Annotated in this window: 18 protein-coding genes and 1 other annotated feature; all 18 genes read right to left on the bottom strand. The window is 41.7% G+C overall.

Annotation, left to right across the window (positions count from 1 at the left end):
- Positions 1-56 precede the first annotated feature (56 nt).
- Positions 57-294 (bottom strand) — a binding site (T-box leader).
- Positions 295-353: 59 nt separating this feature from the next.
- Positions 354-848 carry a DivIVA domain-containing protein gene (locus tag ACYH0L_RS07350; protein ID WP_034317940.1) on the bottom strand — a complete coding sequence of 165 codons (495 nt, stop codon included), beginning with the start codon at positions 846-848 and terminating at the stop codon, positions 354-356.
- Between the two features lie 26 nt (positions 849-874).
- The gene (locus ACYH0L_RS07345; protein ID WP_256499537.1) at positions 875-1,651 is read right to left on the bottom strand and encodes a YlmH family RNA-binding protein; all 777 of its coding nucleotides are present in this window, start codon (positions 1,649-1,651) and stop codon (positions 875-877) included.
- A gap of 53 nt (positions 1,652-1,704) precedes the next feature.
- Positions 1,705-1,986, bottom strand: a complete 282-nt coding sequence (locus ACYH0L_RS07340; RefSeq protein ID WP_099725929.1) for a YggT family protein — start codon at positions 1,984-1,986, stop codon at positions 1,705-1,707.
- A gap of 6 nt (positions 1,987-1,992) precedes the next feature.
- Entirely contained in the window at positions 1,993-2,451 is a 459-nt protein-coding gene (sepF, locus tag ACYH0L_RS07335; protein ID WP_099725930.1) for a cell division protein SepF, read from the bottom strand.
- Position 2,452: 1 nt separating this feature from the next.
- On the bottom strand, positions 2,453-3,142 hold the full coding sequence (locus tag ACYH0L_RS07330) for a YggS family pyridoxal phosphate-dependent enzyme (protein WP_230031453.1): 690 nt from the start codon (positions 3,140-3,142) through the stop codon (positions 2,453-2,455).
- Positions 3,143-3,148: 6 nt separating this feature from the next.
- Entirely contained in the window at positions 3,149-4,012 is an 864-nt protein-coding gene (pgeF, locus tag ACYH0L_RS07325; protein WP_370461137.1) for a peptidoglycan editing factor PgeF, read from the bottom strand.
- 211 nt (positions 4,013-4,223) lie between these two features.
- Positions 4,224-4,460: a YlmC/YmxH family sporulation protein gene (locus tag ACYH0L_RS07320; protein ID WP_008344958.1), complete on the bottom strand. Its 237-nt coding sequence runs from the start codon at positions 4,458-4,460 to the stop codon at positions 4,224-4,226.
- Positions 4,461-4,539: 79 nt separating this feature from the next.
- Positions 4,540-5,319 (bottom strand): ABC transporter ATP-binding protein, encoded by a 780-nt coding sequence (locus ACYH0L_RS07315; protein WP_256499665.1) that lies wholly within the window; start codon positions 5,317-5,319, stop codon positions 4,540-4,542.
- Between the two features lie 127 nt (positions 5,320-5,446).
- Positions 5,447-5,803, bottom strand: a complete 357-nt coding sequence (locus ACYH0L_RS07310; RefSeq protein WP_007499733.1) for a PTS glucitol/sorbitol transporter subunit IIA — start codon at positions 5,801-5,803, stop codon at positions 5,447-5,449.
- 26 nt (positions 5,804-5,829) lie between these two features.
- Positions 5,830-6,840, bottom strand: coding sequence for a PTS glucitol/sorbitol transporter subunit IIB (gene srlE / locus ACYH0L_RS07305; RefSeq protein WP_099725933.1), 1,011 nt, complete (start codon positions 6,838-6,840; stop codon positions 5,830-5,832).
- 13 nt (positions 6,841-6,853) lie between these two features.
- Positions 6,854-7,384: a PTS glucitol/sorbitol transporter subunit IIC gene (srlA, locus tag ACYH0L_RS07300; RefSeq protein WP_003210918.1), complete on the bottom strand. Its 531-nt coding sequence runs from the start codon at positions 7,382-7,384 to the stop codon at positions 6,854-6,856.
- A gap of 18 nt (positions 7,385-7,402) precedes the next feature.
- Positions 7,403-7,834, bottom strand: a complete 432-nt coding sequence (locus ACYH0L_RS07295) for a transcriptional regulator GutM (protein ID WP_099725934.1) — start codon at positions 7,832-7,834, stop codon at positions 7,403-7,405.
- Positions 7,835-7,846: 12 nt separating this feature from the next.
- Positions 7,847-9,091, bottom strand: coding sequence for an NAD(P)H-dependent oxidoreductase (locus ACYH0L_RS07290; RefSeq protein ID WP_099725935.1), 1,245 nt, complete (start codon positions 9,089-9,091; stop codon positions 7,847-7,849).
- Positions 9,092-9,334: 243 nt separating this feature from the next.
- Positions 9,335-10,273 carry a sugar-binding transcriptional regulator gene (locus tag ACYH0L_RS07285; protein ID WP_230031449.1) on the bottom strand — a complete coding sequence of 313 codons (939 nt, stop codon included), beginning with the start codon at positions 10,271-10,273 and terminating at the stop codon, positions 9,335-9,337.
- A gap of 151 nt (positions 10,274-10,424) precedes the next feature.
- A complete protein-coding gene (sigG, locus tag ACYH0L_RS07280; protein ID WP_034317964.1) occupies positions 10,425-11,204 on the bottom strand; it encodes an RNA polymerase sporulation sigma factor SigG in 780 nt (259 codons plus the stop codon).
- Between the two features lie 142 nt (positions 11,205-11,346).
- Positions 11,347-12,066 carry an RNA polymerase sporulation sigma factor SigE gene (sigE, locus tag ACYH0L_RS07275; protein WP_007499746.1) on the bottom strand — a complete coding sequence of 240 codons (720 nt, stop codon included), beginning with the start codon at positions 12,064-12,066 and terminating at the stop codon, positions 11,347-11,349.
- Positions 12,067-12,125: 59 nt separating this feature from the next.
- Entirely contained in the window at positions 12,126-13,055 is a 930-nt protein-coding gene (spoIIGA, locus tag ACYH0L_RS07270) for a sigma-E processing peptidase SpoIIGA (RefSeq protein WP_099725937.1), read from the bottom strand.
- A 450-nt stretch (positions 13,056-13,505) separates the two neighbouring features.
- Positions 13,506-17,822, bottom strand: coding sequence for a S8 family serine peptidase (locus tag ACYH0L_RS07265; protein ID WP_419180186.1), 4,317 nt, complete (start codon positions 17,820-17,822; stop codon positions 13,506-13,508).
- Positions 17,823-17,880: the final 58 nt, after the last annotated feature.

Genomic DNA, 17,880 nt, shown 5'->3' with positions numbered 1-17,880 from the left:
CATTCCTCCACATGCAAATTCGTATTAAAAAACAATAAAAAAAGCCCTCTCATCCCATAAGGGACGAGAAGGCTTGTCTCGCGGTACCACCCTTTTAGACAAGCACTATGAAACAGCCGCTTATCCACTCTAAAATCGTAACGTGATCAGACGCCTTTTCTTACTGGTTCATTTCAGAAAAGGAACTAAAGGGGTGATCTCATTGCAGCGTTTCGTAATGTCAGGCTTCCACCATCCCTGATTCGCTTTATTACGCATGTAACAGCTGCGAGTGTCCCTTTCAAACGTTTATCTCTTGTTAATTTATGATGGTATTATATGCAACATGTGCACGTCATGTCAAGATGATGCGCTTATTCTTTTTCGTCAAAGACAGCGTCCACTTCATATTCCAGTAAATGATCCCAATCGTCATTTTTTAGAAGATCAAGCTGAGCTTCGATGAGCATTTGGAAACGAGTTCTAAAGACCTTCGACTGTTTCTTCAGCTCTTCGATTTCCATCGCAATCTTTCTTGATTTTGATAGCGCTTCGTTGATAATGCGGTCTGCATTTTTTTCCGCTTCACGAATAATCAATTTCGCTTCTTTATCAGAATGACGTTTTACGTCTTCTGCTGCTTCCTGCGCCACAAGAATCGATTTGTTTAATGTTTCTTCAATTACCGCAAAATGACCTAGTCTTTCGTCCAGCTCGTTTACTTTGTCTTCAAGCTCGTTCTTTTTACGAAGCACGATCTCGTAGTCTTTACGTACCTGGCTTAAAAACTCGTTTACTTCATCTTCGTCATAGCCACGAAAACTTTTTGTGAACGTTTTATTATGAATATCATTAGGTGTTAATGGCAACCTCGCCACCTCCAGATTCAAGTTCGTTATGTCAGAAGCTCAAATGTTACTTTAAATTTATCTTTTTTTGTCTTCCCATCAATCGTTTTCAAGATAAAGCGGCCAAATCCCCGAACAGAGAGCTGATCGCCTTCGCCGATTGTGAAGGAAGGGTCTTCAGTGATTTTCCAGTTTACTTTGACACGTCCATTTTTGACTAAAAGCTGTGCTTTTTGCCGAGACTGACGGCTGACAGCGGCGCATACCGCATCAAGCCGTAAAGAGGAAATGGTATCTTCTTTGATGTCTGTCTTGCTGATGACTGGCTTTATATCTGCCTCACTGATTTCCTCTAATGAAACGGATGCTCTGCCGACATGTGTCAGCTGCGCCCGAACAAAATCGGCGACATCACTTGTACAAATAAACTGCACATCTTCCTCATTAAATAACAGATCACCGAATTTTTGACGCTTCAAGCCTGTCCCAATGAGTGAGCCAAGAAGCTTCGGGTGTTCTATCGAAATAAACTTTTTCGGATAATTCACCTGAAAATAAGACAGCTCAAAATCCTGAATAGACGGTGCTAAATAATCAGGATAGATCAGGGCTCTTTTGCGCTCCGCTCCTTCATATCCGCCAAAAAACATAATCCCAAGTTCATCAGAATGCTGGATGACGGACTTGGTAATAAACTGCTCACGCGGATCAAGAAAGTCTGTTAATTTCATTCGATACTGGTCGAGTGCGATTTTTTTCCAGCCTAACACTTGGTCGACAAATGGCTGTTCGTCTTTTCTAAAATGTTGATAAATATCGCTCATTTTGTTCCCCTTTATGTAAAAGAGCCTGGCAGATGCCAAGCCCGGCAACCTGTTTACATGATTCCGGCAATCATTTGATAAAGACCAGTTAGTCCATAGGATGAAGCAAAACGAATCACAAGCAATGCCACAATCGGTGAGATGTCAATCATGCCAATTGGCGGAATCATTTTACGAAATGGTTCTAAATATGGTTCACAAATCGATGTCAAAAAACGGCCAACTGTTGTTTCTCTTGCAGAAGGCACCCATGACATAAAGATGTAAATAATAATCGCGAATGAGTAAATCGTTAATGCAGTCTGTAAAATATTAAAAATGTAATATAGAATCACTTTGATTTACCACCTCTGAGATTCTTCCTCTGCCAAAAGCTCTGATATTGTGCCAGATACATCCACATTATCAGGTGTGCACAGGAATATATTTGAGCCTATACGCTGAATGTCTCCACCGATTGCATAAACCGTTCCGCTTAAGAAGTCGATGATTCGCTTTGCTTGATCGTGCTGAATGCGCTGCAAATTCACGACGACTGCACGTCTGTTTTTAATGTGGTCTGCAATCTCTTGCGCCTCTGCATAAACACGCGGCTCACTTAACACCACTTTAGAGGATTTCTGCACGCTTTGCAAGCTGACGACATTTTGTTTTCCTGTCTGCGGGCGCTCTTGAAATGCTGCTTTGTCTTTTGTTCCTTTTTCTTCTTGAACTGGTTCTCTTTCTTCATCAATATATTCGTACTCATACTCTTCATCGTCGAGTGTGAAAAAGCTTTTAAACTTATTTTTTATGCTCATGTCACGCACCTCCTGTTTCATTTCCAACAAGTGAAGAGCCAATCCGAACAAATGTCGCACCTTCTTCAATTGCGATTTCAAAATCGTTTGACATGCCCATTGATAAATGCTGACAAGGTGCATTTACTTGGTTAAGAAGTTTTACCTCTTCTTGAAGGCTTTTTAATGTTTTAAAACAGTTTCGAACCACAGTCTGATCATCTGTAAATGGAGCCATCGTCATCAGTCCAGCAATTTCAATGTGTTTGAAATCAGCAAGCTGTTTCACAAATGGAATCACGTCTTCGCTTTGTAAGCCGTGTTTTGACTCCTCAAGAGATGTGTTCACCTGTACAAAACAGCGAACGGTGTGATCCGCTCTTTTTTCAATTTCATTCGCAAGGGACATTCTGTCGAGCGAATGTAAGTAGTCAATTGTCTGAATGACAGATTTCACTTTTCGCGTCTGTAAACTGCCGATGAAGTGCCAGCTAATGTGTTCATCGGTTATGGCCGCCTGTTTTTCAAGTAACCCTTGGTCACGATTTTCACCGAAGTGCAAAATTCCTGCTTCCTTGGCTTCTAGTGCTCGTTCAATCGAGACATATTTTGTCACAGCGACGACCGATACATCGGCTGGGTTTCTACCTGCTCTTTTACATGCTTCGTTTATTTGTTCATTTATTTGTCTGAGATTCTCTCGTACATTCAATTGCACTTATGCCTCCTTAAACCCTACAAAAGACATCATACGTCCTGTTTTCCCTTGATCACGCCGGTGTGAGAAGAAAAGCTGATCGCTGCAGCTTGTGCACATCGAACTGACATGTATATTTTCTTCTTTTATTCCTGCATGAAGCAATACGTTTTTGTTTAATATTTTCAAGTCAATTTTATATTGTCCTTGTGAAATCTCGGAATACACATCCTCTGTTGAAAAAGGAAGCTTTTTCACTTGATCCATGACAACATCATCTACTATGTAGCAGCAGCTGCCAATTGATGGTCCAATGACGACTTGTATTTGATCAGCCTCGGCACCTTCTTGGCTAACCCATACATATACCATCTTTGCGCCAATTTGTTTGACGGTTCCTTTCCAGCCGGCATGAGCCGTTCCAATCAGTTCATTTTGCGGAGCTAGAAAATAAAGCGGAACACAGTCAGCGAAACAAAGAGCGAGCATCATGTTCGGTTCAGACGTATATAAGCCATCTGTTCCAGGCAGTGCCTCATGATAATGTAGACTTCCTCTTCCTCTTTGCTCCTTCGTGACTTTCATGATGCGGTCCTCGTGTGTTTGGTCAGCAAACACCCAATTAGAGAGCGGCACAGCAGTAGCATCTGCTATGACTTGACGATTCATTTGGACACTAGAAGCATCATCTCCTACATGGAGTCCAGTGTTCATTGATTGATATGGAGAAAGACTGAAGCCGCCATTTTTTGTTGAAAACCCGGCCAAGACCTCTTTACCAGAACATGTCATGTTCGTCCAATCATGAATAGTCAATGCATAAGGTGATTTCTGCTGAAAGGGGTCATATTTGTAAGTCAAAGCTGCCTCCCACCTTTCATTCATCTCTCTTTATATCGCTCCTATTTTACCACAAGACATGCATAGACAGTTAGTGGGATTCATTAAATATTACACTCAAATGTGCCCTTTCTACAGGTTTTTTTTCAAATTGATATGAAAACGTAATCTTATTACCCGAAAAAGACATTGTTTGCTGAGAATGGAGAGCTCGTTTTAAGGAAAAATTGAGATATTCATTGAGGAGTTATACGAATTAAGAAGACAATCGGACAAGTATTACATCTTCGCCAATTTTTACTATATTTCGCCATGGGACGATCATTTCCTCTTCTTTTCCGAAAAACCCCATCATTTTACCTGTGCCGCCAATGATAATCGCTTGTATTTTACCGCTCGTGACATTAATATCAATGTCCCCAATGGTGCCTAGTTTTTTCCCGCTGGATACATCGACGACATCCTTGATTTGGAATTCAGAAATACTGATCATCTTTCCTTCCCCGCCTTTCGTTTTCTACTATAATATGTATGATGGAAAAGCAGGGACGCAGACCAATAGTTTCTTTTATCTACAATTTACTTAAGTGCGGACGGCCATTTCTCCACATGACATCCACCGGACATTCAAAGAAGGAAGATAGCAAGTCGCTTGTCATCATTTGCTTTGTCTCCCCTTTATGAAAAACTGCCCCTTCTTTTAATAATAGGGTGTGGTGAAAAACCGGCAGGATCTCTTCTGCATGATGGTTCGTATAAAGCAAAGTGGGCGCATCAGGCTTCGATGCAATGAATGAGACCGTCTCCAGCACTTGTTCTCTTGCTAAAAAATCAAGGCCCGTCACAGGTTCATCTAAAATCAGCAGCTTCGGATCATTCATTAAAGCCCTTGCAATCAGTACTTTTTGTTTCTCTCCTTGTGAGAGGGTTTCATATGTGCGATTGGCATATTTGAATGATCCGAACGCTTTTAATAGGTCAATCGCTTTCTCTCTCATATCATCTGTTGGTGTTTCATAAAGCCCAATAGAAGCAAATGCTCCGCTAAGGACAATTTCAAATGCATTGTCCTCTCTGTGCAGCTTCTTTTCAAGACCTGCAGAGATGAGTCCAATTTTCTTCCGTAGCTTTTCACCAAGAGCCTCCTTGCCAAAGACATGCCCTAATACCGTCATCTCACCTGACGTTGGAAAATAATACGAGCACAGCATATTTAATAAAGCGGTTTTCCCCGCACCATTTAATCCATAAAGCACCCAGTGTTCCTGCTTTTTCACCTGCCAGTCAACAGAACGCAGCAGCCATTTTCCATTTCGTTTTAAAGAAACACCCTTCAAATCAAGTGACACCATCATTTCCTCCTGAGTAAAAATTCTGAATATACAAATAATGAATGTTTACAGCATATCGTAAATGCTCCTTTCGGTAAACCTCACATAAAAAAGCCGCTCCTTTTTTAGGAACAGCTTTTCTGCATGGTTACGAGATTTCAATTCGTACGCCTTCTTTTATATCAGGAAACGTGTGCGGGGATGCAAAGACAGCTCCCGGTAATACATCATCAAACGGCTCTTGGAAGTAGATCGAAATATGGCCGAGCTCTTTAAAGTTGTCATTTGCTTTATTGCCGAGTGCAGTGATCGTATAAGTTTGATCGCCCACTTGAATGGTTCCGCCTAGTTTCAGCGGCTCTTCTTCTAAATGTTCGAACTCGTGAATGACAGACATATCTCTTAATTCCTGCGGCGCTGCGGGTCCAAATAAAACAATCAGCTTATCTTCTTTAAACTGCGGGACTAAGATCCCAATTTCTTTTACGACAGATTGTGTTACCATGTATCTCGATTCCTCCTTTAATACGTTTAATACATACCGAAGCTGGCAACGTATGCGATCACAACAGATAAAACCCCTGTAATGAGACGGCTATACAAAACAGCTGGTACCCCATATTGTACCGTTTCCGGCTTCGCTTCACCAAGCGATAGCCCAACTGGGATGAAGTCACACCCTACTTGACCGTTGATGGCAAATAGTGCAGGAAGTGCAAATTGAGGCGGAATGTTACCTAGTGCAATTTGACTACCAATCAGAACACCGATGACTTGTGCAATAACTGCACCAGGTCCTAAGACAGGTGATAGGAATGGCAGTGTACAGACCACAACGAGCAGTAAGAGCCCCCATAGAGATCCTGCGAGTGGTGATAGAAAATGGGCAATCAGATCACCGATTTTTGTATAATTGATAATTCCAATTAACATACTGACAAATGCCATGAATGGAATAATGTTTTTCAAAAGCATATCAACAGAATCACGGCCAGCTTGGTAGAACGTGCCGGTTACTTTACCGATTCCTCTTGAGAATCTCATGAGGAAATTGCCTTTTTCCTGACGCTCAATATTTTCTTCTTTTAGCTTTGAATACGTTTCTTTGAAATTCTCTTTATCAATCGATTCACTATTTACTTGACCTTCTGCTTTCGCCTCACCAGCTGATGCTTCCGCAAAGGAAATATCTTTTTCTGTTACCCCTGATACGAAGATATCCTCTGTAATATGTTTTGCAAGCGGTCCAGAAGGAGAGGATGCCAAAACGTCTACAGTTGGAATGCGCTTCATTGGGTAAAGTCCGATTCGCGCGGTTCCTCCGCAGTCAATGACAACACACATCATTTCATCTTCTGGTATGGAATTTTTAAAGCCATCACATGCTTCTGTCCCTGTCATTTCTGCAATTTTACGTGCAACTGGGTGAATGCCTCCCCCTGTAATGGAAACAACCTTTCTTCTTTTACCAGTTGGTTCAAGCTCTAAGCCTTTTCCCCATCCGCCAGCACCTTTTGCTACAAATACTTTGTGGTTTGTCATGTCTAACCCTCCCCTATTGTGAATTCGCTTTCATTTTTCCTGCTAAGTATTTTGTGATCCATTCAGTAATGATTCCGCGAAGTAAAATGACGACAATCCCGACTAAGAAGTAACGAACAGCAAGCTCTGACATTGAATATCCAGCTTCTTTAATCCCGTTCGCAATTCCTAAGTAGACAAATAGTTCTCCTGCATTGGCATACGGGAATAGTGATGTCACCGGATGAACAAATGAAACAGCTGAATCATAGAATGCTGGTTTTTGTTTTTCAGGTAAGAAGCGGCCAAACGTATAAGCCATTGGATTTGTCAAAATAAGAACGGATAAAATCGGCATTAACGTGTAGCGCAAAATGGTATATTTCGCTGCAAATTGGATCGCTCTATTCACTCTCTCTTCTCCAATAAACTTCATGACAGCATAAGTGAAAGTAAGTAGCACAACAAGCGTTGGAACGATACCTGTAACAAGACCCATGAATTGCTTTCCGCCGGCTTCAAACATTCCGATAAAGTGCTCTCCAAACCATTGAATCCATTCCATGTTTCATCTCCCCTTTCTTTAGTTCACATTTGTTATATTTTTCTTCGAAATTGAGACAAGCGCCTGCTCAGCTGCCATAGAGAGTGCTTGCATGACAGCTGGTCCTTTTTTACGTCTTTTCAATGCTTGTTTCATCATATGGTGCTCGTCTAGCACAGCCCCTACATGCTTGCCTTCATATGAAGGAACTTCCTTAAATTTAGATAAGATCGAGACTCCGCCAAGCACATGACATTTTTGAATGATATATGATTCATCGACAATGATGAGCGCAATGGCCCCAGGACCAACTTTGCGCCGCTCCATTCCTGAAAACAAGTGATAGCCTTGTTTCCCTTTATAGTCATCAATCAGTGAATTCATGCTTTTGCGGTAGTACTTGATTTGAATAAACGATAAACCATATTGCACAATGAGAATGATACAAAGTACGATTGCTAATTTTTCCATAGCCTCACGCCCTTATGATTGAAATAAGTGATCTTGTAGTGAACGCAGCTTCCAGACCGTTGTGTTTGAATCAAGTTCTACATCATCATGAGATAGAAATTGTCCTAATTTGATGTCTTTTTTCGCTACTACTTTTCCGCTGATTAAGCCAATTGGAATGTGACCGTTCGATTTCATGTCTTGATGCGTTTCAAGTACACCTCTTACGGAGTATCCACCAATTCCGTCAAGTGTTTCTCCTGCTTTAATATCTCTCTTCGCAACAGCCACTGTTTCTGACACTGGTACACCAATTGGGTGGATGGATGAATCATGCTGTAAGACTGCTTTTGCGATGGTGACTGGTGTTTCAAGACTCGCTAAGTGGAAAGGACGATAAAGCGTATAGTGTGGACCTTTTCCAACTTTTAAGTAGCGAAGCTCTTCATCTACTGGCTCAAGCTCACTCTTGACGATGACAAATACGCCTGGTGCAAGTCCATTTACATATTCAACAACTCCGAAGTTATCCAGCACGCCGCCTTGCTGTTTTTGATTCAATTTATCTGCTACATTGTCTAAATTCGCTTCGACTCCGTGCATGCCCACTTTATCTGGCAAAAGACCTGTCGCATTACTCAATAAGTTCATTTCTGCCATTGTTTTTGTTCCGTCCTGGAACGCCGCCAGCATATGAGCACTCATATGTTTACTATCTGCTTCTGCTTTACACGTATCTGGATTTGCTTCTGGGAAGAACGGGTTGTTTTTGCCTTTCCCAGCAACGAGCACCTCAAGCCCCATTGTTTTCGCAAATTCATATAATTCTAGTGTTGCTGCTGGTTCGTCTCCAGCTGATCCAGAGTAAACAAGCCCTGCGTTCGTGAATAATTTATGCATGACCAAACCGATTGTAATATCGACTTCTACATTTAAAAGAACAAGATGTTTTTTTGAATTAAGCGCTTCCAAAGAAATGTTTGCTCCGACCTCTGGAACACCTGTTGCATCCACAACAACTTCCACGAAATCTGATTGAATCACTTCTCTATAATCATTTGTGACAACCATTTGATGAGACTTCGCATGCTGCTTGTAAAAATTCGCTGCCTTCTCTGCTGCATCAAGATGAATATCACAAACACCTGCTACAATCATCCCTGGAATGTTAGAAATTTGTGAAATGAGTCCAAAACCCATTTGGCCAGCTCCAATAATTCCTACTTTGATCGGATCTCCGCTGCGTTCTCGTGCTAATAACTGTTGATAAATTGACATCTAAATCATCCTTTCAGGTTTTCTTGCTTCACAATAGATTGCTAGAAAAATAATCTGAAAATTTTAACAAATGTTATAAAAATTAACAAAAATCTTATTATTGTAACATTTGTTATTTTGTTTATCATTTGTTATGAACTTAGTTTATATGATGTGTCAACTTTGTGTCAAGCTAAAATCGATAAAATTTTCAATCTTTTTGAGTCTAAAGACTCAAAAAAACTACCTAATCATATTAGGTAGTTACTTTAATAAGGCATCTCCTGTTCGTTCATCCGTAATTAATACATGAATTAATCCACCTTCTAATGCTGCCCTTATCGCTTCAATCTTTTCTTCTCCTCCAGCGACACCTATAACCAGCGGGATTTCTTTCAACTTTTGCGGGCTTATTCCCATCACCCGATCGTTCCATGGATGAGGATACACTTCTCCTTTACGATCAATAAAGTTATAACAAATGTCACCTGCTACATCCTTCGCTTGGAGTATATCCTCCTCGCCGCTTGTCATGTAAGATTTCACCATCGTTGAATGCTGCGGAACCCCGCCAATCCCTACAACAGCAATATTTGATGATTCTCCTAATTCAATGACTTTTTTGATCGACGGCTGTCTAATCAGCACTTCCTTCGCTTCTTTCGTATCAAGCATGACAGGGACATGTAAAAGCTCACATTTAGATTTGAGTGCCTCTGTACATCTCGCAATAATATAGTTGGCATGGATGTCAACATCTTCATTCCCAACACCTCCGACAAGCGGAACAAATGTCACGCATGGATAGTGCTGAACAGACGTAAGTGCTTTCGCCATTTCATGCAATGTTGTCCCTGAGGAAAAGCCGATGACTTGTCCATCCTTCATCACTTTTAATAAAAAGCCCGCAGCCGCAGCGCCGATTCGGCTTTTTGTTGTTTCTTGACTGAGAGATTCAACACATACGACTTCTCGCAGCCCGTATTTCCGCTCTATTTTTCTTTCTAACGACCCGTATTGTTGATTGACTTCATCATGAATAATGATTTCCACGATTCCTGCTTCACGTGCTTTTGCCAAATATTTTGATATGAGCGAACGGCTGACCCCAACAGCTTCTGCAATTTTAGATTGGGTGGCGCCTTCTTCATAATACATATGCGCAACCTTAATGAGCAGCCTTCTTTCATCATGGAATGTCATAATAACCCTTCTTTCCGCTTCTGTGTTCCCTAACAAATGATATCTGAAATAACATTTGTTAAAAACAGATTAAATGAAAAGAATAACCGAGTCAATACTAAAGGCGTGTTCTCTAAAAAGAATGAATAAAGCCGCACATCAAGTGGCGGCTTTAAAAAATGTTCTTATTCATTTGTTTGATGGCTGCTTTTTCAAGCCTTGATACTTGTGCTTGAGAAATCCCAATTTCTTCAGCAACTTCCATTTGCGTTTTGCCTTGGAAGAAGCGTTTGCGAAGAATCATTTTTTCTCGATCATTCAATCTGCGCATTCCCTCTTTTAAGGCCAATTCTTCCACCCATTGTGTGTCTTTGTTCCGTTCATCACTAATTTGATCCATCACATAAATCGGATCTCCTCCGTCATTATAGATCGGTTCAAACAAAGATACAGGATCTTGAATCGCATCTAGGGCAAAGACAATTTCCTCATGAGGCACTTCTAGCACTTTGGCAATGTCTTCTGCCGTTGGTTCCTTGCTTGTCTCACTAATTAGCCTCTCACGGACCTGAAGTGCCTTGTAAGCAATATCTCTTAGTGAACGAGACACCCGAATCGGATTGTTATCACGCAAGTATCGACGGATTTCTCCTATGATCATAGGGACCGCATAAGTTGAAAATCTGACATTGTGGCTTAAATCAAAATTATCAATCGATTTCATTAATCCGATACAGCCTACTTGGAAGAGATCATCCACATACTCTCCTCTGTTGTTAAAACGCTGAATCACACTTAAAACCAACCGCAAATTGCCATTGACTAGCTTTTCTCTTGCTGTATCGTCACCCTCATCTTGCAGCTGTCTGAACAATTTCCTCATCTCTTCGTTTTTCAGAACTGGCAGTTTGGAGGTGTCGACTCCGCAGATTTCCACTTTATTTCTGGACACTTTTTTCCCTCCCTACAGGAGCTGTTGTACAAAGTTCAGTATCTCCTTGGGATGGAAAAATATGCACGAGCTATGACAAGAAACATGTAAAAATAGGTTAATTCCTTTGGCAGCGTAAGGACAGAGCTTTCAAAAAAATTTTTTAGACCATTTTGTTAAATTCTTTTTGTAATCGTTTAATAATTCTTTTTTCCAGCCTTGAAATATATGACTGGGAAATCCCCAGCATATCAGCGACATCTTTCTGGGTTTTTTCCTCACCGCCGACTAAGCCGAATCTGAGTTCCATAATCTGTTTTTCACGATCGTTTAATTGTTCTAGCGCTTTTTTCAGTAATTTTTTATCTACATTTGCTTCAATATCTCGGGTGATAATATCATCATCTGTTCCAAGTACATCTGATAAAAGCAGTTCATTTCCGTCCCAATCAATGTTGAGCGGCTCGTCAAACGATACTTCTGAACGGATTTTATTATTTCGGCGCAGGTACATCAAAATCTCATTTTCAATACATCTTGAAGCATATGTCGCAAGCTTGATCTTTTTTTCTGGATTAAATGTATTGACTGCCTTGATCAGACCAATGGTTCCGATACTAATTAAATCCTCAATATTAATGCCTGTGTTCTCAAATTTCCTTGCGATATAAACCACTAATCGTAAGTTTCTTTCGATAAGGATGGCTCTTGCGGTTTGATCACCCTTCGGTAATTTGACAAGCAGTTCCTGTTCTTCATCCTTGGATAATGGAGGCGGCAGCGCTTCACTTCCACCAATATAATAAATTTCATCACTCTTTAGACCTAGCTTCATGAGGAGTTTATACCAGTAGTAAGTGAGTTTAAATTTTAATTTTTTCATCTTCTTCTCCCTTCTAAATGTCAAGTTGACCTCGTAAGATAAAAGACATGACCAAAAAACTACGACACCCCTTGTATAATTTTCCCGTCTAACATATCTGGATGAATGATGGATTGAAATTCCTGATCTGCTGATAAACCGCTTAGGCTCATTCCAACAAAACACTTGGCTGGCTGGATCATATGCGTTTTTGAATAAATGACGACCGTATCTGGTTTCAAGCATAGTAGAAACCCATGATCATGACCGACGGCACGATATGGAACAAGTCTTAAACGATCAAGCAGTGGAAACCGATCATCAAGCTTTTGCATCACTTCAACAGGATGAGACTGTTTCATTAGTTCTATAAATGGCTCTCCGCAAATAGACGTTAACTGATCAAGCTGGACGATCATAACAGGTGTTTTCGTCATAGGATCATACAACTGGTTGCCAGAATCAACGAGTCCATTTAAGCGGATGGTCTCCCCGTGAATGTGTATCTCCACAAGCACTTGTTCATCAAACTGTCTTTTTTTCGCACCAACCTCTCCTAATCTTTTCTTTGAAAACAGCCAAATGGCAGGAAAGCCGGTTAAAACGAAAAGCCAGCTAATGGGATCGCCAAAGCCATCATTTTGTGAAATAAGGAGTCCATCTTGAATGACTGTATTTGTTTGCAAAAACGAATGAACCCCGATCATGCCTCCTCCCATCAAAAATGTGACAAAGTAAAAAGCAAACAGGTTTTGAAAAAAGGAACGAAATCTTTGAAAACCAAAGGTTGCAAGCACGATCAAGACAGAAAAAAGTAGTTTGCCTAAAGGGTGTGACACAAACATTGCAAATGGTGTAAAGAGCAAGAGAACAATGCTCGATCCAATCAGAGCTCCTAACATATATCGCCTTTTTTTTACTTGTCGTTTGAGAATAAATGCAGTGAGTAAGAGAAGCAATAGATCAAAACAAAAGTTTAACAGCCAAATCACATCTAAATAAATGACCACCTTCTGCTCCTTTCATCTGAAACAAAGAATCAAAAGCAGTACTTGCACTTGTTTGTACCAGTATAAAACAGTCATGAGATGGAAGTCTGTCAATTCTTGTTGGGGATGATAGAGAACTTTTGGTGGATTGTTATTGTTTTTGTCGAGGAATGAGAGTGCGGGACAAGAGAGCGATGTTTTGGACAAGTTTTCAAACGATTGTTCGATACAAAAAAGACACGCTCCAAAGAGTCGTGTCTCAGATTGTTGACAAAGGGCTAAAATGATCTTTATTTTAGCCCTTTGTCTTCTTTTCAGCGTGATAGAAAACCTTTGAAGTCTAGGAAGACCGAGTACCGGAGCGGAGCGAATTTGACATTCGTGAGCACCGGCGCGCAGGACTGACAACGAATGCGAGGGTTTGTCTACACGCTGAGACACGCTCCAAAGAGTCGTGTCTTTTGCTAATGATTACTTCTCGTTGATGTTTAATGTGCCAGAAGCCTTTTGTCTTGTGACATTTCCATAATCATCTCGCACAATAACTTCAATGACCGCGCCTTTTGCTTTTGCGGTAGATGTAGCCGTCCAGTAGCCTTCATATGTTCCCTTGGCTACTTCACGAATCGGCAGCTCTGTTATATTTTGAAGCTTTGATCTAGCGTTTGTCAGCGGCATGTGAATGACAAAGGTTGCCTCTAGCTTCTCCCTGCTTTTAAATGAAATTTTAACAGATTCTCCCGATGATAAATGGACATCCTCTGCTGGAGTCAGCTCAGAAATGTCAGGTGCCTCGTATTGAACATCAATGTCGACTTTTCTAGTCGTTTTGTTTCCTGCTGCATCCTTTGCTATCACTTTTATCGTATTCTTCCCGTTCTCAAGCAGCACTCTAGCGGAATACTTCCCATCTTTTACTGTCGCTTTCTTTCTATTCACTGTGACTTGATCAAGATGATCGTCCGTTACTTTTCCTTCCACAGTGAGCGATTCTCTATTTGATTTTTCGCCTTTTTTCGGTGTATCAATGGTCAAAGTTGGTGCTGTTTGATCAATGATCACCTTTACCGGCTTGGATGGTTTCGTTGCGCCTTTATCCGTGACAGTCGCTGCCGTGATGATATGCTCTCCGCTTGAAACAGTGATCTTCTCTTTGAAGGTGCCCGACTGATCTGCTTTGACTTCGGCGACCTCTTTGTCGTTTTGATAGATCGCTACATCAAGCCCAGGAGAGGCTGTGCCTTCAACCTCCAATTCACCTTTATTTGTGATGGTTCCTGCCTTTGGAGATGTAATCTCTGGCACATCTGCTTCATAGTTAACAAGCGCGCGAATCATATAATTCCCCTCTTCTTTTGGAGAAGGAGAAAAAGCACCGCTCGTCAGCTGCCAGCTTCTTTCAGTATTTGGCCCATCTTCATCTGTTGCAAGCCCGGGAGATTCCGTATTCTTTTTCGTTTGAATGTAGACGAGATAAAAATCTCCCTCCACAGTGATTGCTTGATCTTCTAAATCTACTTTTGTCCATTCACCATTACGCAGTGCATTCGCCTTCAAAGGTCCTGCAATTTTCTCACCTGGTGCTCCGTCTTTCCCGGAAGCGTCATACACTTCAACCGCAAATTCATTACCGCCAGGAGCTGGCCATTCTGATGTCCAGAAACGGAAAAGTCCGCCTGTGACTTGTGCTTGTTTCTTTCCCTTTTCTAGTGAAAACTTCACAGCCCAGCCATTGCCAGGATCATAGAAAGCCCGCGCATTTTCAGCTGTCCCGTCATCGTAGCCAATTTCACCAGCAAAGCCGATAAAAGGTTCAAGCTTGATCGCTTTTGCCAGCGGCTTTTCTGTGACATCCGCCGTAAACGAATAGCCTTTAAAACCTTTCGCAAATACTTTGACTGTATAAACGCCGCTCAATGCCTCTAAAGAAAACTCGCCGGATTCATCTGTTTTCACCGGCTCAATGTTGGCATCCTCTACAAGATAAACAGTGGCATCCTTTACTTTTTCACCCGTTGTTTCATTGACAACTGTGCCGGATATCGTTCGTTTCTCAAGTGGCTGTAAGGAGAAATTCGCTTCTGCCTTTTCGTTTGAGGAAACATTGACTTTTTGGGTGCGTGATTCAAAGCCGTAAGCTTCAGCTTTTACTGTGAATTCTCCTGCTCCATGAGAAAGCTGATATCTTCCTGTCGCTTCATCAGTGTACGTTGATTTTCCGCTTTCAAGGACACTGATTTGTGCCTTCATAGGAAGGGCTTGAATGGACGGGACATCTCGACCTTTTTCCTTTTTCATCTGCACATGTTTTTCTTTTACTTTAGCAGGTGTTGCACTTTTCGGATTGACTGATTTCTTATTTTGCGTTGTAGACTTTTCCTTTTTGATCACGCCAAGTTGTTTTTTTGCTTTTTGAGGCAATGCTTGATCTGTTATTTTCACATCATCTAAATAAAAGCCGTCTTTTGTGACACTGCCATCTGTTCTCAGCTGAAAAACCACTCTCACCTTTTGACCTTTATAGGCAGATAAATCGACTTCACCTGCTGTCCATGCATTTGTTTTTCCTGTATAGGCTGCCACTTGAACAGCATCTTCGCCCTCAGGCTGCACATGTACATGCACATAGTCATAGTTTGCTTCGAGATCATGCCAGTATTGATATTGCAAAAAGGAGGAGCCTGACTCTGGTACCGCAATCATCGGCATTGATAAATTGGCATCCATTTGATTTTCATAAGGACTGTCTAAGTTTGTGGCATAGACACGTTCTCCTGTAAAAGCTTGTTTCGGACCTGTGGACGGTTTTCCCCACTGCCACGGATCTTTTATTCCACCACTGAACCATCCACTTGGCCATGCTTCAAAATCTTGCGAGTAGCCCGTGGTGACGGATGTCTTAACCGGTAGGGTGTACGGCTCTGATGCCGCTTCATTTTCTCCAAAATCTTTCACAATCCATCGATACGTGACGTTCTCGCCCTCAAGTTCAGGAAGCTGGACAACATAGGTTCCTTTTAAATGATTTCCATTCGTACGACTTGCTTGCAGCGTCTCCCATTCCCCTTGATCCACTTGGTAGGTCAAGGATACATTTGTCACAGCTACTTCATCTTCCGCTGTAATTGTGAGAGGTGTTGGCGTAGAAGAAAAGATCTCGTTCGGTCCTTTATGAGAAAAAACAGGTGGTTCTGTATCTTCCCCTTCTGTGGTGACCTGTCCTTCAATCGTGCCAATTCCGTCGGTTAATGATGTAATCGCCTCTCTTGCATCAACTAAACCTGCCCCATAGCCATTGTTAGGCGATTCAGGAAATTGCTCGTCTGTCAGCGGCTTCGCTGTATCAATGAGAATTTGCTCAATCTCTTCAACAGAAAGATCTGATTGTACTTGGCGAAGAAGAGCGACAACAGCTGAAACATGCGGACCTGCCATCGACGTGCCATTCCACCCATCCTCATACCCTTTCCCTGGGATTGAAGAACGAATGTTTACCCCTGGAGCAGCAATATCTGGTTTCATAACGCCATATGGAGACGGACCTTGCAGTGAGAAAGACCCTAATTTATTGTCTTGATCCGTTGCACCCGTAGCAAAGGCTTCTTGGTAGTTTGCGGGATTTGCAATCGATCCCTCACCCCCAGGATTAAATAAATCGGTATTGCCAGCTGAAAACTCTGGAAAGATGTCTGCTGCTCTCCAAGCATTGACCACATCTTTATACCAATCATCAAGCCCAGGCCCACCACCCCAAGAATTATTGACGACATCTGGTGCCTTTTCTGGATGCGGGTTTCCGTTCTCATCCTTCGGTGCCAAAATCCACTCACCTGCATCTAGCAGATCAGCATCTGTTCCTCCATCTTCTGAGAAAGCTTTCACTGCGATCCATTTTGCACCTGGTGCGACCCCGATTTGATTCGTTCCATCTGGCTCAGAACCAACCATTGTTCCAGTCACATGTGACCCATGCTCTAAGTCATCGTAAGGTGAATCAGATCCAGTCGTTGCATCATACCAATTGAATTCATGAGATGGTTCATTCGGACGAGCCGGATCAAACCCGCGATATTTTTCTTTTAAAGCAGGGTGATCCCATTCCACACCTGTATCAATACTTGCAACAACTGTACCAGTACCGTCATAGCCTAAAGCCCACGCTTCTGGGGCATGAACCTGAGAAATATTCCACTCGATTCCATCTACTGCTTTGATTTGTTTTTTCTGTTGAGAACTCTTCAAATCAACAGGACGATGAATTTGACGTGTTTCATTCGGCAGCACTTGATCTACTTCTGGAAAGGAAGCGACCTTTTCCATGACTTCTTTCGTTCCCGTCACAGCTAGACCATTTACAATATAGTACGAACGAATATCCTTCACTTGCTTTTTCTTTTTTTCCTTTTGTAAATACGCAAGCAGTGCTTGTTGTGTCTCATCTGACGTTGCTCTTAGCTCAGATACAACAGCTGATCTTTTTGTGTACTGCGTTTTCGCAGCTGTTAGTTTCTGCTTTTTGGCTTTCGACACAGCTTCCTTCGCTACTTTTTGCGCGTTTGTTTGTTCCTTCATTTTGACTAAAAAGGTCACCTTGTCTTCCTGTTGAAACTGCTTCATTAATCTAGATGAAATCTTTGCTTTTGTTGTCTTAGAGGAAACAGCTTCCTCCTGATATGAGGTAGAAGTCGATTTTGCCTGAACCATCCCAAAGCTTGTCATCGCTAAAGTACCCATCACCAATAGACTCATCAAACGATAGCCGGCGGTTTTGTGAAACTTCACTTTCAATCAAATCCCTCCTCCTCAAATGGTCAAGCAGCGTGTAGTCCTCACTTCTCCCTTCCTT

This window comes from Bacillus sp. MC1252 (genome assembly GCF_056838025.1).
The sequence above is the reverse complement of the archived record's forward strand: the minus strand, read 5'-3'. Positions and strand labels throughout refer to the sequence as shown.